This window comes from Microbacterium sp. Mcb102 (assembly GCF_024519805.1).
Classification (GTDB): Bacteria; Actinomycetota; Actinomycetes; order Actinomycetales; family Microbacteriaceae; genus Microbacterium.
Map to the genome: position 1 here is coordinate 694647 of NZ_JALJRG010000001.1, position 19451 is coordinate 714097.

At 66.6% G+C, this 19451-nt stretch carries 20 protein-coding genes; 6 read left to right on the top strand and 14 right to left on the bottom strand.

Annotation, left to right across the window (positions count from 1 at the left end):
- Positions 1 to 1557 (top strand): apolipoprotein N-acyltransferase, encoded by a 1557-nt coding sequence (gene lnt / locus OC372_RS03370; protein ID WP_105709925.1) that lies wholly within the window; start codon positions 1 to 3, stop codon positions 1555 to 1557.
- On the opposite strand, the gene OC372_RS03375 is transcribed toward lnt, so the two are convergent.
- From OC372_RS03375 to OC372_RS03390, 4 genes are all read right to left on the bottom strand, one after another.
- Complete coding sequence (locus tag OC372_RS03375; RefSeq protein ID WP_029263398.1) at positions 1532 to 1915, bottom strand: RNA polymerase-binding protein RbpA; 384 nt, start codon at positions 1913 to 1915, stop codon at positions 1532 to 1534. The genes lnt and OC372_RS03375 overlap by 26 nt on opposite strands.
- Before the next feature lie 132 nt (positions 1916 to 2047).
- Positions 2048 to 2818 (bottom strand): glycerophosphodiester phosphodiesterase family protein, encoded by a 771-nt coding sequence (locus OC372_RS03380; RefSeq protein WP_105709926.1) that lies wholly within the window; start codon positions 2816 to 2818, stop codon positions 2048 to 2050.
- Complete coding sequence (locus OC372_RS03385; protein WP_051662450.1) at positions 2815 to 3744, bottom strand: SPFH domain-containing protein; 930 nt, start codon at positions 3742 to 3744, stop codon at positions 2815 to 2817. The genes OC372_RS03380 and OC372_RS03385 overlap by 4 nt, the downstream gene beginning before the upstream one ends.
- Before the next feature lie 10 nt (positions 3745 to 3754).
- Positions 3755 to 4228, bottom strand: coding sequence for an NfeD family protein (locus OC372_RS03390; RefSeq protein WP_105709927.1), 474 nt, complete (start codon positions 4226 to 4228; stop codon positions 3755 to 3757).
- Between the two features lie 122 nt (positions 4229 to 4350).
- Here OC372_RS03390 and OC372_RS03395 point away from each other — a divergent pair, with 122 nt between their 5' ends.
- Entirely contained in the window at positions 4351 to 5115 is a 765-nt protein-coding gene (locus OC372_RS03395) for an SDR family oxidoreductase (protein ID WP_029263394.1), read from the top strand.
- 67 nt (positions 5116 to 5182) lie between these two features.
- On the opposite strand, the gene OC372_RS03400 is transcribed toward OC372_RS03395, so the two are convergent.
- The gene (locus tag OC372_RS03400; RefSeq protein WP_029273870.1) at positions 5183 to 5779 is read right to left on the bottom strand and encodes an HdeD family acid-resistance protein; all 597 of its coding nucleotides are present in this window, start codon (positions 5777 to 5779) and stop codon (positions 5183 to 5185) included.
- 182 nt (positions 5780 to 5961) lie between these two features.
- Between OC372_RS03400 and OC372_RS03405 the strand changes: the two genes are divergently transcribed.
- The 3 genes from OC372_RS03405 to OC372_RS03415 are packed head-to-tail and all read left to right on the top strand — an operon-like array spanning position 5962 to position 9161.
- Positions 5962 to 6360, top strand: a complete 399-nt coding sequence (locus OC372_RS03405; protein ID WP_051662469.1) for a helix-turn-helix transcriptional regulator — start codon at positions 5962 to 5964, stop codon at positions 6358 to 6360.
- 5 nt (positions 6361 to 6365) lie between these two features.
- A complete protein-coding gene (locus OC372_RS03410) occupies positions 6366 to 6776 on the top strand; it encodes a VOC family protein (protein WP_105710341.1) in 411 nt (136 codons plus the stop codon).
- A gap of 27 nt (positions 6777 to 6803) precedes the next feature.
- A complete protein-coding gene (locus OC372_RS03415) occupies positions 6804 to 9161 on the top strand; it encodes an excinuclease ABC subunit UvrA (protein WP_262000929.1) in 2358 nt (785 codons plus the stop codon).
- A gap of 14 nt (positions 9162 to 9175) precedes the next feature.
- Here OC372_RS03415 and OC372_RS03420 read toward each other — a convergent pair whose 3' ends face one another.
- The 3 genes from OC372_RS03420 to OC372_RS03430 form a co-directional block, all read right to left on the bottom strand.
- Complete coding sequence (locus OC372_RS03420; protein WP_262000930.1) at positions 9176 to 9889, bottom strand: tyrosine-protein phosphatase; 714 nt, start codon at positions 9887 to 9889, stop codon at positions 9176 to 9178.
- Between the two features lie 29 nt (positions 9890 to 9918).
- Positions 9919 to 11268: an Ig-like domain-containing protein gene (locus tag OC372_RS03425; protein ID WP_262000931.1), complete on the bottom strand. Its 1350-nt coding sequence runs from the start codon at positions 11266 to 11268 to the stop codon at positions 9919 to 9921.
- Positions 11269 to 11916: 648 nt separating this feature from the next.
- Positions 11917 to 12285: a VOC family protein gene (locus OC372_RS03430; protein ID WP_029263387.1), complete on the bottom strand. Its 369-nt coding sequence runs from the start codon at positions 12283 to 12285 to the stop codon at positions 11917 to 11919.
- A 73-nt stretch (positions 12286 to 12358) separates the two neighbouring features.
- Here OC372_RS03430 and OC372_RS03435 point away from each other — a divergent pair, with 73 nt between their 5' ends.
- Positions 12359 to 13684: an MFS transporter gene (locus OC372_RS03435; protein ID WP_029263386.1), complete on the top strand. Its 1326-nt coding sequence runs from the start codon at positions 12359 to 12361 to the stop codon at positions 13682 to 13684.
- 145 nt (positions 13685 to 13829) lie between these two features.
- Here the strand turns inward: OC372_RS03435 and OC372_RS03440 are convergent, their stop codons facing one another.
- The 6 genes from OC372_RS03440 to OC372_RS03465 form a co-directional block, all read right to left on the bottom strand.
- Positions 13830 to 14642 (bottom strand): arginase family protein, encoded by an 813-nt coding sequence (locus OC372_RS03440; protein WP_029263385.1) that lies wholly within the window; start codon positions 14640 to 14642, stop codon positions 13830 to 13832.
- A 92-nt stretch (positions 14643 to 14734) separates the two neighbouring features.
- Positions 14735 to 15481: a formylglycine-generating enzyme family protein gene (locus OC372_RS03445; RefSeq protein ID WP_262000932.1), complete on the bottom strand. Its 747-nt coding sequence runs from the start codon at positions 15479 to 15481 to the stop codon at positions 14735 to 14737.
- Between the two features lie 28 nt (positions 15482 to 15509).
- Entirely contained in the window at positions 15510 to 16265 is a 756-nt protein-coding gene (locus OC372_RS03450) for an SGNH/GDSL hydrolase family protein (RefSeq protein ID WP_181156197.1), read from the bottom strand.
- 61 nt (positions 16266 to 16326) lie between these two features.
- Positions 16327 to 17679, bottom strand: a complete 1353-nt coding sequence (locus tag OC372_RS03455; protein WP_105709934.1) for an MFS transporter — start codon at positions 17677 to 17679, stop codon at positions 16327 to 16329.
- Positions 17680 to 17727: 48 nt separating this feature from the next.
- Positions 17728 to 18762 (bottom strand): LLM class flavin-dependent oxidoreductase, encoded by a 1035-nt coding sequence (locus OC372_RS03460; protein ID WP_262000933.1) that lies wholly within the window; start codon positions 18760 to 18762, stop codon positions 17728 to 17730.
- A 228-nt stretch (positions 18763 to 18990) separates the two neighbouring features.
- Entirely contained in the window at positions 18991 to 19383 is a 393-nt protein-coding gene (locus tag OC372_RS03465) for a hypothetical protein (RefSeq protein WP_262000934.1), read from the bottom strand.
- Positions 19384 to 19451: the final 68 nt, after the last annotated feature.

The following is a 19451-nucleotide window of genomic DNA, read 5'->3' on the forward strand; positions in this document are numbered from 1 at the left end:
ATGGCGACGACGTCCGCGAACGCCGCTGCGCCGGAGCGCGCGCTGCTGCCCCTGTGGGCAGCGGTGCCTACAGCCGCGCTCGGGGCACTGCTGATGAACCTCGCCTATCCGGGCGCCGCAGTATGGGCTCTCGCATTCCCCGCCACAGCTCTTGTGCTCGTGGCGCTGATCGGCAGACGGTTCGGCGGCGCACTTCTGGTCGGTCTGGTCTACGGCATCCTCTTCTTCGCTCTACTGGTCTCCTGGACGTCTCGCTACCTCGGGCCGATTCCGTGGGCGGCGCTCAGCGTCGTGGAAGGCGGTCTCACCGCCATCGCGCTCGTGCCCATCGCACTCGCCTACAGATGGCTGCCCCGTGCGTTTCCCGGCGCTGCAGGGCGTGTCCTGGGGCTTCCGACGGTCGTCGCGGCCCTGTGGGTCGGTCGGGAGCTCTTCGTCGGCTCCTGGCCGTACGGCGGCTTCCCCTGGGCGCGGATCGGGATGAGCCAGGCCGAGAGCCCCCTCGCGCCAATCTCCTCATGGCTCGGGGTGAGCGGTCTCAGTTTCCTGATGGTGCTGCTGGTCGCGATGCTGATCGAGCTCGTCCGCACGCGCGGGTGGCGTCGTCCGCTCGTCTTGCTGGTACCGGCGGTGCTGGTCGTGGTCCTGCTCTTCACTCCGCTGTTCCCAACCATGTCGTCGGGGTCGATGAGGATCGCCGCGGTTCAGGGCAACGGACCGACCGGGTATTTCGACGAACGCGAGCCGTTCTCGGTGATCCAGGCGCAGACCGACGCGACGGTACCGCTCTACGGGGAGGATGTCGATCTCGTCGTGTGGCCGGAGGGTTCTCTGGACGCCGACCCCTTCGAGAACGCGGCGATCGCCCGGAGGATGACTCTCGTATCGAACCGGATCGATGCGCCGCTGCTCGCGAATGCGGCGACCGCGCGGGACGATCTCTACTTCAACACCTCGATGCTGTGGACCGTCGACGGCACGGCCACGCAGACGCACGACAAACGACACCCCGTTCCCTTCGGCGAATACGTGCCCGACCGAGCGTTCTTCAACGCCCTGGCCCCCGACTTGATCGGCCTCATCCAGCGGGAGTACACGCCGGGGTCGAACCCGCCGATCGTCGAGGTCGACGGCGTCGCGATCGGGCTCGCCATCTGCTTCGACGTCATCTACGACGACGTGATCCGGGAAGGGCTGAACGACGGCGCCGAGGTGTTGGTCTTCCAGACCAACAATGCCGACTTCCGAGGCACCGACGAGAATCTGCAGCAGCTGTCCTTCGCCCGGATGCGCGCCATCGAGACAGGTCGCAGTGTCGTGAACGTGTCGACCGTCGGTACGAGTCAGGTCATCAGATCCGATGGATCGACCATGGCCAGCCTGGATGCAGGAAAGGCCGGAGCGCTGCTCGAAGATGTCGAGCTTCGTTCCGGCCTCACGGCGGGGGTTGTCCTGGGCCCCTGGATTCAGCAGTTCCTGCTGTGGGGCGGTCTGGGCGCGCTTCTCCTCGGGTGGTGGCGCGCCCGGGGCACTACGCCCCGATCTTCTCGCGGGTAGGGTCTTCTCCGGCGCCGCGGCGGGCGCGGATGAAGGCGAGTCGCTCTTCCAGCAACTCTTCGAGCTCCGCACGGGTACGGCGCTCCATGAGCATGTCCCAGTGGGTGCGAGCGGCCTTCTCATCGCTCGCTTCGAGCGTCACGGCCTGGCCGTCGACGTTCAGGCGTGCTTCGGCACCGCAGGCGCGGCATTCCCAGGTCTGGGGCGGTTCGGCGTCGGCCGCGAACATCAGGTTCGTGACGTGGCCGCAGGTGTCACAGGTGTAGGTGGTCTCACGGCGCTCCATGAAAACGACGCCCTCTTCGCTCTGTAGGCTCTGGGCGCCGAGTCGGATGCCGCGCAGGCTGCGATCTGCCATTTTGTGGTCCTCTCGTCGCTGTCAGGTATAACGCTCCAGCCTGTGCGCTTCATCCACGCGGGCGGCATCTCGGCGCGATTCACAGCTGAATCTCAGCGCCGGAGGTTATGGGGCGCGTCGGGAGTCGTCGGTTCAGGACAGAGTCCGAAGGGCGACGTCAGACCGATCCGAGACGATCCCATCGACTCCAGCGGCAACGAGACGGCGCATATCGGCGGGATCGTTGACCGTCCACACATGTATCTCGACACCGCGTCGGTGGGCGGCGCGGACGAGGGCAGGGGTGAGCACGGTGAGCGCTCCGTGTCGCTCGGGGATCTGGAGCGCGTCGATTCCCTGGAGCACGCGTGCGGAGGAGAGGCGGAGCGCGGACAGCGCGCGAAGCCCCGCGATCGTGCGGCTTCCGCCCGATGTCGCGGGCCGAAGCGAGGCGCCGGCCCGCAAGACGGAGGAGACGGCGGCGCGGCGGCTCGCGTCTGAGAAACTCGTGACGAGCACGCGGTGGGTGTGTTCGACCAGAATCGGTCCGAGCGGGTCGACAGCGGCGGGTGTCTTCACATCGATGTTGAAGCGCACATCGGGAAACGAGTCGAGCGCCTCCGCCACCGTGAGCAGTCCGCCGTGGGCGGAGAGGATCTCGCGTAGCTCCCGCGTGCGCACGTCCCGCACTGCTCGCGTGTCACCGACGAGCCTCTCGAGTGTCGAGTCGTGGAACAGCACCACATCGCCATCCGCCGTGACCTGGCAGTCGGTCTCGACATACTCGGCGCCCGCCGCGTGTGCGGCGGCGAAGGCAGCAGCGGAGTTCTCCCAGATGCCCGAATCCTCGCCCTCCGCGGTGACCAGACCGCGGTGAGCGAGGACCCGAGGATGCCGTGCCTTCGTGAAGTACGGGTGCGTCACGCGCCGGGAAGCGTGTTCGTCGGGCCCTGACCCGGCTTCGGAGTGAATGCGCTGCCGATGCCCTTGAGCGCCTCGGTGAGCTCACTCGGGATGATCCACAGCTTGTTGGACTGTCCCTCGCTGATCTTCGGCAGCATCTGGAGGTACTGGTAGGCGAGGAGCTTGTCGTCGGGCGCGCCCTGGTGGATGGCGGTGAAGACGTTCTGGATCGCCTCGGCCTCACCCTGGGCGCGGAGGACGGCGGCCTGCTTGTCACCCTCGGCTCGGAGGATCTCGGCCTGGCGAGCGCCTTCCGCCTCGAGGATCGCCGACTGCTTGGTGCCCTCCGCCGTCAGGATCGCGGCGCGGCGGTCACGCTCAGCGCGCATCTGCTTCTCCATGGAGTCCTGAATGGAGATGGGCGGATCGATCGCCTTGAGCTCGACGCGGCCCACGCGGATGCCCCACTTGCCGGTCGCCTCGTCGAGCACCACCCGGAGCTGGCCGTTGATGTTGTCACGGCTGGTCAGGGCTTCCTCGAGGTTGAGGCCACCGACGACGTTTCGCAGCGTCGTCGTGGTGAGCTGCTCGACGGCGCCGAGGTAGTTGGCGATCTCATACGTCGCCGCGCGGGCATCCGTCACCTGGAAGTACACGACCGTGTCGATCGAGACGACGAGGTTGTCCTCGGTGATCACCGGCTGCGGCGGGAACGAGACGACCTGCTCACGCATGTCGATCAGCGGCCGGAGCCGGTCGATGAAGGGGACCAGGATGTTGAGTCCGGGGGTGAGGGTCTTGTGATAGCGGCCGAGGCGTTCGACGACGCCGGCCGTCGCCTGAGGGATGATCCTGATGGCGCGTGCGACGGTGACCACCACGAAGATGATCACCGCGATGGCGAGGATCCAGCCGATCGCTGCGGGAATGAACGATGCGTCGTCCAAGGGGGTTCTCCTAGTCGTTGACGGGTCGGACGATGGCGGTCGCGCCGTTGATCGCGCTCACGGCGATCGGGGCTCCCTGAGGGATGGCGACCGGCGTAGCGGTGCGCGCGGTCCAGGTGTCGCCGTTGGCGAGCTTCGCCTGGCCGGAGATCTGCGTGATCTCGGCCAGCGCGATGCCGCGCAGATCGACGAGAGCGTCCACGTTGGACTTCGTCGGGTCTTCGCCGCGCCGGAGGCGCTTGAGCAACGGCGGTCGGAGGAAGAGGATGAACGCTGCCGCCGCCACGGCCGCGATGATCACCTGCACCCAGACCGGGACACCCAGCAGATCGGTCACCAGTCCGACGACACTGCCGAAGCTGAGCATGAGGAACGTGAAGTCCAACGAGAGCATCTCGATGACGAGGAACACGGCGATCAGGACCAGCCAGCCGATCCAAGCCCATTGGTCGATGAACGTGACGAATGTCGTGAAGTTGTCCATGCGGCCTCCTTTGTGGTCAACGTATCACGCGGGGGACCGCCGATCCGGGTGCCACAGCGCTCCCTTGATAGTGTGAGTGAGCCGTGCGATCACGGCCTTTTCGCGCATCATGAGGAGTCACCGTGACCGACGTTCTTCCCGCAGGTTCCCTCGACGGCAAGGTGGCGCTCGTCACCGGCTCATCACGCGGGATCGGCGCAGACACCGTCCGCTACCTCGCCGAGGCCGGCGCGGATGTCGTCATCAACTTCCGCAACAAGGCACCGCGCGCCGAGAAGCTCGCCGCGCAGCTGCGCGAGCTCGGACGTCGGGCGCTCGTGGTGGGGGCCGACCTCACCGATCCCGCATCCGTGGCCCAGATGTTCGACGCCGTCCGCGCGGAGTACGGACGTCTGGATGTCCTCGTACTGAACGCCTCCGGTGGCATGGAGTCGGGGATGGCCGAGGACTACGCGCTCACGCTCAACCGGGATGCGCAGCTCAACGTGCTGAACGCGGCGACCCCTCTGTTGGGCGACGGGGCGCGCGTCGTATTCGTCACCAGCCACCAGGCGCACTTCATCCGGACGACACCGACCATGCCGGAGTACGAACCGGTAGCCCTGTCGAAGCGAGCGGGGGAGGATGCACTCCGTGAGCTCATCCCGGCTCTCGCCGAGAAGGGGATCGGCTTCACGGTCGTCTCCGGCGACATGATCGAGGGCACGATCACCGCCACCCTGCTGGAGCGGGCGAACCCGGGCGCGATCGCCGAACGCCGGGAATCGGCCGGCAAGCTCTACAACGTCTCCGAATTCGCCGCCGAGGTGGCCAAGGCCGCGGTCGACCCGGTGCCCTCCGACAACACGCGGCTCGTCGGAGATGTGAGCGCGTTCGTCGCCGAGTAGCCGCAGACGAGAATCGGCCCCGTCCTGCTGAAGCAGGACGGGGCCGATTCGGCGATGGGGGGAGACGTCAGCTGACGGGCTCTCCCTGGACGGCGGCGACGTACTCCTTCTCATCCTTGCCGAGCGTGATGGCACGCACGATCTGGATGATTCCGAGCACGATCAGCGAGATGCCGAGCAGCAGCCAGAAGGCGAACCCGGCGATCAGCGGCGAGAACAGCACGATGATTCCCGCGATGATGCTGAGGATGGCGTACAGGACGGTCCAGACCCGCGAGCCGTCGCTGCCGAGGAGCGTCAGGGCGACGACGCCGTCGACGATCCAGCTGACACCGATGAAGATCACGACGACGAAGGCCAGCGTTGCCGCCGCGGCGCTCAGGTTGAAGAACGCGATGACGCCGGCGACGACGTAGAGCAGGCCGAGGACGATGTGTCCGACGCGAGCCCATCCGCCCTTCGCGCCCGAGAAGATCCCGAGGCCGATGTAGACCAGGCCCGCGATGACGAGGTAGGAGGCGAAGATCGCCGTCACGATGACCGCGGACTTCACCGGCCAGACCAGGAGGACGATTCCGGCGAGGAGAGCGAGAACGCCCGCTACGGCCAGCGAGACACGGATCGACTTGAACAGTGACTTCGCCTGGGTGAGTGGTTCAGACATGGTGGGGACCCCTTTCTGAGAAGTTCCTGTGAGGATGCACCCTCAGGGTAGCGCTCTCGCAGGCGGACGTGGGGCAAGCTCCGCCGACCGTGTTGCTCGAAGTAATCGCGGGACTCGGGGCGACATGACAGGATCGACGGGTGACAGGCCCGGACGAGACGCGTTTGCGCGAGCTCATCGTGATGCGCAAGGTCAGAGACCGGATCGATCGGGAGTACGCGAAACCCCTCGATGTGGAGGCGCTCGCACGCGGAGTGCACATGTCGGCGGGGCACCTCAGCCGGTGCTTCCGGGAGGCATACGGCGAGTCGCCTTACTCCTATCTGATGACGCGTCGGATCGAACGCGCGATGGCACTGCTGCGACGCGGAGACCTCACGGTGACGGAAGTGTGCTTCGAAGTCGGGTGTTCGTCGCTCGGAACCTTCAGCACGAGATTCTCGGAGCTGGTGGGTGTCCCACCCAGCGTGTACCGTGAACGCGCCGCGAACGTCGAGGGGATTCCCTCGTTCCAGGTGAAGCAGGTCACCAGACCGATCAGGAATCAAGAAGCACCGCGCACCGACACGCATCTAACGTGAACACCATGAAGATCAGCATCCATTACGCCTTCCTTCCCCACACCGACGCCGAGGCCGCTCTCGCCTTCTACCGGGACGCCCTCGGGTTCGAGGTGCGCAACGACGTCGGCTACGACGGTCTCCGCTGGCTCACGGTCGGTCCCGAGGGTCAGCCGGAGACCTCGATCGTGCTGCATCCGCCGGCAACCGACCCGGGGATCACGGAGACCGAGCGTCAGACGATACTCGAGCTCATCGCCAAGGGCAGCTACGCGGCGCTGACCCTCGCGAGCGATGACGTCGACGATCTGTTCTCCCGCCTCGTCGACAGCGGTGCCGACGTCGTGCAGGAGCCGATGGATCAGCCGTATGGCGTGCGCGACTGCGCGTTCCGCGACCCCGCGGGCAACCTGCTGCGTATCAATCAAGCAGCCTGAACACTCTCCGATTCACGAAGGACGCAGATGACCGACGACCAGCACCCCGCGGACACCCATGACCTGATCCGCGTGCAGGGCGCACGTGAGAACAATCTGAAAGACGTGAGCGTCGACATCCCGAAGCGGCGGCTGACGGTCTTCACCGGGGTGTCAGGGTCGGGCAAGAGCTCGCTCGTCTTCGACACGATCGCCGCCGAGTCTCGGCGCATGATCGATGAGACTTACAGCGCGTTCGTGCAGGGGTTCATGCCGTCGGTGCCGCGCCCGGATGTCGACGTCCTGGAGGGACTGACCACCGCGATCATCGTCGACCAGGAGCGTCTCGGCGCGAACCCGCGGTCGACCGTCGGTACCGTCACCGATGCGAACGCGATGCTCCGCATCCTGTTCAGCAAGCTCGGCCAGCCGTACATCGGCGGTCCGACGGCGTTCTCCTTCAACATCCCCACCCAGAAGGCCAGCGGAGTGATGACCGGGCCCGGGGGAGAGAAGAAGATCGTGAAGGATGCGATCTACCTCGGGGGCATGTGCCCACGGTGCGAGGGCAGGGGAGCAGTCTCCGACCTCGACCTGGCTCAGATCGTCGATGAATCGAAGTCGCTCGACGAGGGCGCGATCATGGTGCCGGGCTACACCGCTGACGGCTGGATGGTGAAGGGGTTCTCGCAGTCCGGGTTCTACCCCGCCGACAAGCCGATCGCGCAGTTCACCGAGAAGCAGCGCCATCTCTTCCTCTACGGCGAGGTGACGAAGGTGAAGATCTCGGGGATCAACATGACCTATGAGGGTCTGATTCCGAAGATCACGAAGGCGATGCTCTCGAAGGATCTCGACGCGTTGCAGCCGCACATCCGCGCCTTCGTCGAGCGCGTCGCCACGTTCGCGGTCTGTCCCGAGTGCGATGGGACCCGGCTGACGGAGGGCGCGCGTTCCTCGAAGATCGACGGCATCAGCATCGCCGATGCCTGCCGGATGCAGGTCACGGATCTCGCCGCCTGGGTCCGCGGACTCGATCTTCCCGGAGCCGGACCGCTGCTCCAGGCGCTCAGCGCGAACCTGGACGCCTTCGTGACGCTCGGCCTGGGATACCTCAGTCTGGAGCGACCGTCGGGCACATTGTCCGGGGGAGAGGCGCAGCGGATCAAGATGTTGCGTCACCTCGGCTCGTCCCTGACCGACATCACGTACGTCTTCGACGAGCCGACCATCGGTTTGCACCCGCACGACATCCAGCGCATGAACGGACTGCTGCTCCAGCTGCGCGACAAGGGCAACACCGTCCTGGTCGTCGAACACAAACCGGAGACCATCGCGATCGGGGACCATGTCGTCGATCTGGGTCCGGGCGCGGGAAGCGCCGGTGGAGAGATCTGCTTCGAAGGCACGGTCGAGGGATTGAAGGCGAGCGGCACCAAGACGGGAGACCACCTCGATGACCGGGCGCAGCTGAAGGATGCTGTGCGGTCGGCATCGGGGGCGATCGAGGTGCGTGGCGCCACGGCCAACAACCTGCAGAACGTCGATGTCGACATCCCCACCGGTGTCCTCACTGTCGTGACCGGCGTCGCCGGGTCGGGAAAGAGCTCGCTCATCCACGGCTCGGTGTCGAAGCGCGACGGAGTCGTGGCGATCGATCAGGCCGCGATCAAGGGCTCCCGGCGGAGCAACCCGGCGACGTACACGGGGCTGCTCGAACCGATCCGAAAGGCGTTCGCGAAGGCGAACGGTGTGAAGCCCGCCCTGTTCAGCGCCAACTCCGAGGGCGCCTGCCCCTCGTGCAAGGGCGCGGGTGTCATCATCACCGAGCTCGGATTCATGGACACGATCGAGACCCCGTGTGAGGACTGCGGCGGCAAGCGCTTCCAGGCAGGCGTCCTCGAGTACAAGCTCGCGGGAAAGGACATCACCGAGGTTCTCGATCTGTCAGTCGCCGAGGCGCGAGTGTTCTTCAGCGAAGGGGAGTCCACGCTCCCCGCCGCCACGGCGATCCTCGGCCGCATGGAAGACGTGGGGCTCGGGTACCTGTCGCTCGGGCAGCCGCTGTCCACTCTGTCGGGCGGCGAACGCCAGCGGATCAAGCTCGCGATCCAGATGGGGGAGAAGGGCGACGTCTATGTGCTCGACGAGCCGACGACCGGCCTGCACCTCGCAGACGTCGACAAGATCCTCGGACTGCTCGATCGACTCGTCGACTCGGGGAAGACCGTGATCGTCATCGAGCACCACCAGGCGGTCATGGCACATGCCGACTGGATCATCGACATCGGCCCTGGCGCCGGCCACGATGGCGGACGGGTCGTCTTCGAGGGAGCGCCGAAGGATCTGGTATCCCAGAAGTCGACAGTGACGGGGGAGCACCTCGCGGAGTACGTCGGCGCCTGAGCCGATGAGTGCGATCAGGTTCGCGGAACCGCGCCCCGCCACGTCGTGATCGCAGTGCGCGTCTCACGATCGAGGCCGGCTTCCGTGAACCAGTCGTCGATGCGAAGGTTCTCGTACATGTCGCGGAAGGCCGAATCGGGTGTGTGCCCGAAACGGCCGAGGATCTGGTGTCTTTCCTCGACCTCGAACGAGCGTCGGTGCAGGAGCGCCATCCGTTCGGCGTTCGCGAACGATCCCATGTAGTCGCGAACAGCTGCATCGCTGGTGACGTCGAGCGCACGGAGGAGCACCGCGGCTACGAGCCCCGTTCTGTCCCACCCGGCAGAGCAGTGGAAGAGGATCGCACCATCGTCGGCGGATGCCAGCGCGGTGAGCACCTCAGAGAGGCGATGAGGCAGCTCTTGCAGATGTGCCAGGTAGTAGAGCGGCGTTCCCCACCGTCCGTCCGCTTCATAGGGCGCCCAGAAACCGACGTCGTCGCCGTCGAGGTCCACCCGTACGTGGGCGAGCGGAGACGGCACCTCGCCGCTGGACTCGTCGGGGCGACGGAGATCGATGACGGTACGCACTCCGTATGCGAGCAGAGCCTCCCACCCGGAAGCATCGACTTCATCGAGACGTTCGGCGCGAATGAAGATGCGATCGGGCGTGGTCGTTCCGTCCACGCGCTCGAGCCCACCGAGATCTCGGGCGTTGGCCAGGCCGTTGATGGTGAGGGCGGGCTTCATGCTTCCCATCCTCGCATCGGCCGGGACCGTCAGCCTCTGCGACGAACCCTGCGCACGATCAGGAGAAGGGCGCCTGTCAGCAGGGTGGCGGCACCGATCAGAACCAGGGGAGTGGCGTCAGCGCCGGTGACGGCGAGTGAGCCGTCCTGTCCTGCCGGGACGTTCGGCGTGCCGGGACTGCCCGGCGTGCCAGGGCTCACGGGCGAATCGGGGACCGAAGGCGGGTCCGTGGTCGGAACCAGCGACACCGGGTTCTCCAGGCTGATCGCGACGGTGTCGTCGGTGATCGTGAACGTCGCTGTGCCGTCGCGATTGTCGGTGACGCCGGTACCGGTGTAGATCGGCGTTCCGTAGATGACGTCCTCGCCCGCGGCGGAAGCCTCAGAGAGGGTGACGACAGTACCCACGGGCAGGTCGACGAGTCCATCGGTCGCGCCATCCGTGAGCCCGAACTCGCCGGTCGTCGCGGAACCGGCAACGATGAACGAGTAGTCGATCGTGTACTGAGCCCCATCGACCGCATTCGCGCCGTTCCCGCTCACGGTCTTGGTCACATCGAACCCACCGAGACCGTCACCGTCACCGTCACCTCCGGACGCGACGTAGGTGACGGGGCTTGCGGTGACCGTACGACCGGCGACCGTCATGGTGTTGCCGAAAGCCTCGCCATCTTGGACGCCGGACGGAAAGTCCATCACGGTGATGAACTGGTAGACGCGGTCATCGCTGGTCACCGGTTCGTTGAAGGTCACCGTGAAAGTGTGAGAAGCCGCATCCGCGACGAGGGAGTAGGTCCCCGCGCCCGTGCCGTGCGAAACGGTGTGCCAGACGTCGTCGCCCCAGTCCGAGTCGAGAGTCCAGCGTGCGGAGGTCGCCGCCGGATCGAAGGTGAGCTGCTCGTCGTACTCATCGACGATCGTCACAGGTTGGCCGTCGGCCGACGCCAAGACCTCGGCCGGGATGTTCAGAGCCCACGTCATGGACTCTCCGTCGAAGTTGACGGATCCCCATTTCTCCGGACTCTGGGGGAGGCTGGCAGCGTTGTCGCCCACGCCGCCGGGAGTCGCCATGTCGAACGTCAGGCCGTTGTCCGCGGTGAAGACGACGGACTCGTCATCGAATGCAGATGTGAAACGTGCCTGGAAGTGCAGCGAACCGCTCACGTTCGTGTGGGTCTCGACATAGTCCCCGAGTGTGCAGAGGAAAGACCCGGACGAGACGACGCAGCTTCCGACCTCAGCTCCGTCGTCGTCCCGCAGTGCGAAGGACGCCGCGTATCCGGACATCGAATCGGGAAAATCGAGGCTGAAGGTGTCGCCCGCCATCGCGGTGTCATCCACCGCCCAGGTCGCTTCGACCGTGTAGGGCGTTTCCGTCATAAGGGGTGGCGCGTTCATGATCTCTACGCCGGTGATCGCAGTCACGGGCGCCGCAGTCGCGGCAGCGGTGGCGATCAGCGCCGGCACGCTCCCTACGAGGATCGCGACCAATCCCAGGGCGAGTCGGCGTGTGATGCAGCGTCCTCTTGTCACGCGTGTCGTTCGAGAGTTCATCGGCGTCCTTCGCTCGAGGGGATCAGCTGATCTGTCGCCGTCACCAATACCGTATCGCGTAACATCTTACACATGACGGCGTTGATGCCGCGCGCGAGGACATACTCGGCGAGTGCGTGGGGCTGGCATGGGGCGCGGGCGTGTTACGTGTGGGAATGCGAGCAATCCGCGGGAAAGCTTGCGTCGCTCGCGACAAGGTAACTGCGAAGTCGAGAAGTCGACGCCGATACCGGGTTCCGTCTCCGGGGCGATCGGATGCGGGAGTTGCGTGTGGCCTGAACTCGGCGGCGCGTGTCGGCTGAGCCTCGTGAGGTCTTCCTGCGCCATCGGCGCTCGATCTCCTGGAGCACGGTCTCGGTTGATCTATAGCCGATAATGTACATTATGTCAGATGGCGTCAGGATGGCCACCGCCGGCTCAGCCAGCGCTCCTCTGATTCGCGGTAGAGGCATCCCCCCTGAGCGGGACGTGAATCTACTGCGCGGACCAGACCCCGAGCTCGTTGCCGCTGGGGTCGGAGAAGTGCAGGCGTCTTCCGCCGGGGAACGCGTACGGGTCTTGCAGAATCGTGCCACCGGCGGCGATGATGCCGCTCATCGTCGCGTCGAGGTCGTCCGAGTAGAGCAGTACCAGCGGGCCTCCGGCCGGACGCGGCTCGTCGGCGAGCAGGAGCCCACCGACCTCGCTGCCGTCACCTCGCGGCGACATGATGCCGGCATAGCCCGGCCCGTAGTCGGTGAAGCTCCACGCGAACGCCTCGGCGAAGAACCGCTTCGATGCTTCGAGATCGGTGACGACGAGTTCGACGTAGTCGAGTGAGTGGTGCAGCGGTGAACTGGTCATGGCGTCACGCTAGTCGCCACCTCCGACATCGACCACGGACGGGGCGCCGCCGTCGCAGGAGTAGCGTTGATACGTGCCGCAGGTCCCCCACTCCCCCGTGTCCACACCAGGAGTTCGCGCATGGATCATCTGGTCCGTCGGTGTCGCGGCCTATGTGCTTTCCATCACGAACCGCACGTCGCTCGGTGCCGTCGGAGTGGAGGCCGCTGACCGCTTCGACGCGGATGCGTCGACACTCGCACTGTTCGCCGTCGTGCAGCTCGCGGTCTACGGAGGGATGCAGATTCCGATCGGGGTCCTGCTCGACCGCTTCGGTTCTCGCCCGATCATGACGATCGGCATGCTTCTGATGGCGGCGGGGCAGCTCACCATGGCCCTCTCCCCCAGCATCGGTATCGCGATCTTCGCGCGGGTTCTGCTCGGTGCCGGCGACGCGGCCATCTTCCCTGCGGTGCTACGACTCGTCGCGACCTGGTTTCCCGCGCAGCGGGGTCCGATCATGGTGCAGTTCACCGGGATCATCGGGCAGACCGGTCAGCTGATCGCCCTGGTCCCCCTCGCTGCACTGCTGCATGCGACGACGTGGAGCATCACGTTCGGCAGCATCGCCGGGCTCGGAGTGCTGTTCACGATCCTCGTGGCGCTCGTCATCCGCAATCACCCGGCCGAGCGCGGCGCCGACGTCACCGTGAACACCGACACGGGCGTGATCCGCGTCGTCACCTCCGCGATCGACACGGGCGTCGGCATCCGCGCGGCGTGGGCTCACCCGGGAACCCGCCTCGCCTTCTGGTCGCATTTCACCACGCCGTTCGCGGGTACCGCGTTCGTCCTGCTGTGGGGAATGCCGTTCCTCACAGCGGCCGAAGGCCTCGATGCCGCACATGCTGCGGGGATCATCTCTGTATATGTCGTTTCCGGCATGCTTCTCGGGCCCATCATCGGAGATCTCTCCCGTCGATTGCCCAATCACCGCTCGCTCGCGCTCGTGCTTCCCGCGGTCGGTGTGCAGATGGCCGCCTGGATCGCTGTCATCGCGCTGCCCGACACCGCTCCCATCTGGCTGCTCTACGTTCTCGCCGTCGCGCTGGCAACCGGTGGGCCCGCGTCCATGATCGCGTTCGATCATGCCCGCACCCACAATCCGAGCCATCGGTTGAGCACCGCCACCGGCGTCACCAACGCCGGCGGGTTCATCGCCGCTCTCATCGCGATCTTCCTGATCGGACTCGCTCTCGACCTTCAGGGCGCGGGTACGCCCGAGACATACACGCTCGAGGCGTTCCGCCTCGCCTTCCTCATGCCGATCCCCCTCTGGATCATCGGTACGACCTTCATCCTCGTCGAGCGCAAGCGGACGCGGATCCGGATGGGCCTCGACCCTGAGCGTCGTCGCTGAGCGCCGCTTCTCACGACGTCCACCGCACGCGGGCTCTACGCCCCGTGCGGCTTCGCCGTGCCGGATGATCCGAAGCGTTACATGGTGACGCAGATGACGCAGGGCGGGGCTGACTCGCCGGCGGGGGTGGCGTCGGGCTGGGGACTCAGCGGAGCAGGTGCTGCAGCGTCTCGACGATCAGCTCGACGCTCACGCGTTCGGGAACCTCGGTGTCGCCTGCTTCGAACTCCGCGAGCTCGACGCCTCGGACGGAGCCCGATGACAGAGCGGCGAAGATCGCCGCGATCTGGTGCGGCAGCAGACCACCTCCGACGCGGTACGCGGCCGGGATGTACCCCGGTTCGAGCACGTCCCAGTCGACGTGGATCCACACGGGCCGACCGGAGACGAGCTCCAGCACCCGCTCCGGTGTGCTCTCGGAGGGGGCGAGCACCGTCACGCCCGCGCCGGCGAGCAGCTCGCCCTCGGCCGGGTCGATGTCGCGTCCGCCGACAACGACGACCTGCCTCGGATCGAGCCCTGATCCGTGGCCGCTGTCCCACAGCCCGCATGCCGCCGCGAGAACCATTCCGCCCAGGTAACCGGACCCCGTCGTTTCCGGGGTGTTGAAGTCGCCGTGCGCGTCGATCCACAGCAGCATCGCATCGGGATGGTGCTCGGCGACCGTCGGAAGCGTGCCGAGACTCGCCGCGCAGGTGTTGGTGATGAGCAGCGGTGTCGCTCCTGCGCTGAGGGCACTCCGCAGCGCATCGCGCAGTCCGGTCAGTGTCTCTTCCGCTTGCGGGAGCGCGACGGACCAATCGTCTTCCGTGCTCGCCGTCGGCGTTCCGACGATCTGAGGGACGAGACCGAGCAACGACGACACCGCCTCGCCGACTCGATGAGCACCGATGAGGGCGCCGTCGGTACGGTCGGCGACGCGACCCTGAGAGACGATGAGCGAGTACGCGGATGCCATGCGTCCAGCTTTTCACTCGTGGGACGACCGACCAAACGGGCGATCACCGCACCGTCGTTGCGTCCTCTGCAGAAGTCGCCCGGCGGCGCGGCTCACTGCCTGCGTGGCGTCCACCCGGAAGGCAAGGGGCCGTCCTGCACGGCTCGTTCCCGGTCTCCCTGGGCCGACCACCCCTGGGCCTCCCCCGGAATGTCGAAGGCTCCCCGCGCAAGCCGGAGACCCACGTCCTCGTGATGCATGCGCGGCGCTCCCCCACGACGCACCGACGCGCGAACGCTCCACGCGTCGTCGGCGAACCCTCCGCCGCGGAACACGCGATAGTCGTCGTAACGGGCAGGATCCAGCAGGTCCCAGCACCATTCCCAGACATTGCCGAGCGTGTCGAAGAGACCGTTCAGGTTCGGGAGCTTGCCGCCGACGTCCTGCGGAGTGGACACGCCGTCCGCACTCGTCCACGCGGCGTCGGCGAGGGGCGCGTAGTGCGGACCCGTAGAGCCGGCGCGGCACGCGAACTCCCACTCCGCTTCGGTCGGCAGGCGGTAGCCGTCTGCGGTGGTGTCCCAGCTCACATCCTCGCCGTCGAACAGGTACACCCGGTCGAGGCCTTCCCACTCGGACGCGGCATTGCAGAAGTGCACGGCCCGCAGCCACGAGAGATCGGATGCGGGGCGCCGCGGATGGCGCATGGGGACGTCGAGAACGTCGGCGAGCTGTTCCTCCGTGACCGGATAGATCCCGATCTCGAACGGCTCGAGCTCGACCACACGCTGCTCTTTACGACGTGCATCGGTCAAGGTCACGACGCCCGCGTGGATGCGAGCCAGTTCGAGGTCGCTCACGGCCCTATCCGCCGTAGCCAGGCGGGTCTCACGCGGGAATCCGTTCGACCCAGGTGGGATACTTCGCGGCACGGCCGTCTCCGGATGACGTACGTGTCACGCGACGCCGCACCCACGGACCGACGAACTCTCGGTAGTACGCGAGACCGGAGGGACCGGCTCCCAGACGATCGCTCGGCGCCCACCAGGTCTCCGGAGGCTCGAAGCCCAGCGCGTGGAGCACCCGGGCGGCCACGCGGTGATGTCCGGCCGCGTTCATGTGCAGACGATCATCGGCCCAGTACGCGCCCCGGGAGAGTTCCCGGTCCGGCCAGTTGAGCGCTCGGATGACGTCGGGACGTTCTTCGATCCGACGTATCACCGCCTCGGAGAGCAGATCCCCCCTACGCTGCACCAGCGACCCCATCGGAAGCTGCCCGCTGGGGTTCGCGCCGGAGAGGAGGATCATCGTCACGCCCTCCTCGTCGCACCGGCGCAGCACCCGGCTGAACGCATCCGCGATGTGTTCGACATCGGTACGAGGGCGCAGCATGTCGTTGCCACCGCCGTTGAACGAAAGGTGAGTGGGTCGCAGCGCCAGCGCGGGTTCGAGCTGCTGCTCGACGATCGGCCAGGCCAGCTTGCCGCGGATGGCGAGATTCGCGTAGTGGATCGGGTGCCCGGCGGCGTCCGCCCACCCCTGCGCCGCGAGATCGGCCCAGCCGCGCTCCTGCCCGTTCGGGAGGACGTCGCCGACGCCCTCTGTGAACGAGTCGCCGATAGCCACGAAGCGCACATCTGCCATCGTCCCAGCCTATTGCGGCCCGACGACGCGGCGGTCGCTTCGCGGCGGTGCGCCCGCGTCGTCAGCGGTCGTCGAGAGCCTGTCCGCCGCGGTCGACCAAGCCCCAGGCGGCGGCGGCTGCGCCGAGGAAGCACACGCCGAACACCGCGAACAGCAGGGGCGCTCCCCCCGCGAGAAGGATGACGGGGACGGACAGCGGCGCCACGATCGAGGCGATTCGACCGATCCCGGCCGCCCATCCCGCCCCGGTCCCCCGCAGAGACGTGGGGTAGATCTCGGGCGTCACCGCGTAGAGCGCTCCCCAGGCGCCGAGGTTGAAGAAGGACAGCGCCATTCCCGCGCCGATGATCGCTCCCTCGGTGGAGGCCGTGCCGAAGATCACGGCCGACACAGCTGAACCCACCAGGAAGACCGAGAGGGTCAGACGTCTCCCCCAGACCTCGATCAGCCAGGCGGCGACGGCATATCCGGGGAGCTGGGCGAGCGTGATGATGAGGGTGAAGCCGAAGGACTTGACGAGGTCGAAACCCGCGTCCACGAGGATGCTCGGAATCCAGATGAACGCGCCGTAGTAGGCGAAGTTGACCCCGAGCCAGACCAGCCACAGGCACAGCGTCCGTAGCCGGAACTCCGGATTCCACAGGGTTGCGAGGCGTGCGCGCGCCGTGATCGCGATCGCCCGAGAGGGCGGCTCTTTCCGGATGGCCGGTGCCGAGACGACACCGGCATCCGCCTCGAACGCCGACACGATGCGGTCCGCTTCCGCGATGCGGCCCCGCGAGGCGAGCCAGCGCGGGGATTCGGGCATCCGCCACCGGACGAAGAGCGCGTACACCGCGGGAATCGCGCCGAGCGCGAAGGCCCATCGCCACCCGTCGTCGGAGGCCGGGATGACGAGGAAACCGATAACCGCCGCGGCGGTCCATCCGAGTGCCCAGAAGGCCTCCAGCACGACGATCAACCGACCACGAATCCGTGCGGGAGCGAATTCGCTCACGTAGGTCGAGGCGACGGGGAGCTCGGCGCCGAGGCCCAGACCGACCAGGAACCGCAGGACGAGAAGCGCAGCAAGTCCGCTGACCAGTGCGCTCGCTCCCGTCGCGACGCCGTAGACGAGCAACGTGAGCGCGAACACCTGCCGTCGTCCGAAGCGATCGGCGAGGAGTCCGCCGAGGGTGGCGCCTATGGCCATACCGACGAAACCGATGGACGCTATCCAGCCGGCATCGCTCTTGCTGAGATCCCACTGCTGGGTGAGCGCCGCGAGGATGAACGAGATGAGCCCGACATCCATCGCATCCAGCGCCCACCCGAGGCCGGATCCGGTCAGCAGGCGGAAGTGACGACGCGTGAACGGGAGGACGTCCAGGCGCTCAGCGAGCGACGCGCGGCTCGGCAGGGCGGTGTTGGCCATGCTCCTCATCGTAGAGCCGCGCCAACCCCGTCCCGCCTCGGATGACGCTCAGTCGCGGTCGGCGAGGATCCTGCGGACCCGCGGGATCACCTCGGTGCCGTAGAGCTCGATGCTGCGCATCATCGACTCGTGCGAAAGGGTACCGGTGGCGTATTTCAGGTCGAAGCGGCCCAGACCGAGAGTGGTGACTGTGTCGGCGATCTTCGCCGCGACGCGATCGGGGGAACCCGCGTAGATCGCGCCCTCCGGTCCGACATCGTTCTGGAATCGCGCGCGACTGTACGCGGGCCATCCGCGCTCGCGTCCGATGGTGTTGTTCATCGCCTCGAAGCCGGAATACGCGGCATCCCAGGCCTCGGCGTCGGTCTCACCGATGTGTCCTGGAGAGTGCACGGAGATCGGGTGCGATGTCGTCCCGAACGAGGCGACCGAACGGTGATAGAGGTCGACGAACGGCTTGAACCGGTGCGCAGGGCCGCCGATGATCGCCAGCATCAGTCCGAGACCGTGGCGCGCGACCCGCACGACCGATTCCGGGCTGCCGCCGACGCCGACCCAGGTGCGCAGGCCGTTCTCGGTCTTCGGGAACACGTTCGCGTTCTCGAGGGAGGCGCGCATCGTGCCGGACCAGGTGACCGGTTCCTCCTTCAGCAGCTCGACGAAGAGTTCGAGCTTCTGCTCGAACAGTGCGTCGTAGTCGCGGAGGTCGTAGCCGAACAGCGGGAAGGACTCGATGAAGGAGCCGCGTCCCAGGACGACCTCGGCCCGCCCGTTCGAGAGTGCATCGAGTGTCGAGAACCGCTCGAACACGCGCACCGGATCGTCAGACGACAGCACGGTGACAGCGGTGCCGAGTCGGATGTGCTCGGTGCGCGCGGCGATGGCGGCGAGCACCATCTCCGGCGCAGAAACGGCGAACTCGGTGCGGTGGTGCTCCCCCACTCCGAAGAAGTCCACACCGACGGTGTCGGCGAGTTCCGCCTGCGCCACGATGTTGCGGATCGTCTGCGCCCCGGTGAGGAGCTCTCCGCCCGCATCCCTCGTGATGTCGCCGAAGGTGTCCAGCCCGAATTCGATGCCCATGTCATGCCTTCCTATTCATGTGAATGAACACCTGAAGGTCGGGCCGCATTCCCGTCAGCGTGGCAGCAGCGCCGTGCGCAGGGTGTCGAGGCCGACGCCGCCGATGTCGAGCGCCCTCTTGTGGAAGTCCTTGAACGAGAACGACTCACCCACTGGCGTCCACCGGCGCTTCCACGGCCCGCTCGCCCGCCGCACCCCGCAGCAGGGCCGCGAGCACCTCGCCGAGCGCTACACCCAGTGCTCGACACTCCCTCTTAGCTGTTTGTGGTGCCAAGCCCGACCTCTCATGCGCCATCTCACGTTCACGAGCACATCAACGCTTACCGGAACATGCACACCCTCCGCCTCGAACTGGGCCCGCTTCGCATCGAACTGCGGGAGCACAGCGGGGAAATCCATGCTGATCGCGCCGCCCATCGCCTTGACAAAATCAGACCGCACCGAGGCAACGACGCCGTTCATCTCCGCGGATGCCGTCACATCGCGGGCGTTATCTAGACCCCGGTTCGTGATCGTTAACCGTGCGCGAGCCGGGTCTACGGACAGTTTCCAGTCGATGCCCGCCGCATCCTGTCGAGCCTCCACCCGATTTGCTCGGCGCTCCGCGGCGATTGCGACCACGAGCGACCCCCCGCCAAGCACACGCTCGCCACGAGCGCACAGACTGCGATGACATCCGACGCATCCAT

What these genes read in the sequence shown, in the direction of transcription:
- lnt (WP_105709925.1), top strand. Translation starts at nt 1, where the DNA reads ATGGCGACGACGTCCGCGAACGCCGCTGCGCCGGAGCGCGCGCTGCTG.
- OC372_RS03375 (WP_029263398.1), bottom strand. Translation starts at nt 1,915, where the DNA reads ATGGCAGATCGCAGCCTGCGCGGCATCCGACTCGGCGCCCAGAGCCTA.
- OC372_RS03390 (WP_105709927.1), bottom strand. Translation starts at nt 4,228, where the DNA reads ATGGACAACTTCACGACATTCGTCACGTTCATCGACCAATGGGCTTGG.
- OC372_RS03400 (WP_029273870.1), bottom strand. Translation starts at nt 5,779, where the DNA reads ATGTCTGAACCACTCACCCAGGCGAAGTCACTGTTCAAGTCGATCCGT.
- OC372_RS03405 (WP_051662469.1), top strand. Translation starts at nt 5,962, where the DNA reads ATGCGCAAGGTCAGAGACCGGATCGATCGGGAGTACGCGAAACCCCTC.
- OC372_RS03410 (WP_105710341.1), top strand. Translation starts at nt 6,366, where the DNA reads ATGAAGATCAGCATCCATTACGCCTTCCTTCCCCACACCGACGCCGAG.
- OC372_RS03415 (WP_262000929.1), top strand. Translation starts at nt 6,804, where the DNA reads ATGACCGACGACCAGCACCCCGCGGACACCCATGACCTGATCCGCGTG.
- OC372_RS03420 (WP_262000930.1), bottom strand. Translation starts at nt 9,889, where the DNA reads ATGAAGCCCGCCCTCACCATCAACGGCCTGGCCAACGCCCGAGATCTC.
- OC372_RS03425 (WP_262000931.1), bottom strand. Translation starts at nt 11,268, where the DNA reads ATGACGGAAACGCCCTACACGGTCGAAGCGACCTGGGCGGTGGATGAC.
- OC372_RS03430 (WP_029263387.1), bottom strand. Translation starts at nt 12,285, where the DNA reads ATGACCAGTTCACCGCTGCACCACTCACTCGACTACGTCGAACTCGTC.
- OC372_RS03440 (WP_029263385.1), bottom strand. Translation starts at nt 14,642, where the DNA reads ATGGCATCCGCGTACTCGCTCATCGTCTCTCAGGGTCGCGTCGCCGAC.
- OC372_RS03450 (WP_181156197.1), bottom strand. Translation starts at nt 16,265, where the DNA reads ATGGCAGATGTGCGCTTCGTGGCTATCGGCGACTCGTTCACAGAGGGC.
- OC372_RS03455 (WP_105709934.1), bottom strand. Translation starts at nt 17,679, where the DNA reads ATGGCCAACACCGCCCTGCCGAGCCGCGCGTCGCTCGCTGAGCGCCTG.
- OC372_RS03460 (WP_262000933.1), bottom strand. Translation starts at nt 18,762, where the DNA reads ATGGGCATCGAATTCGGGCTGGACACCTTCGGCGACATCACGAGGGAT.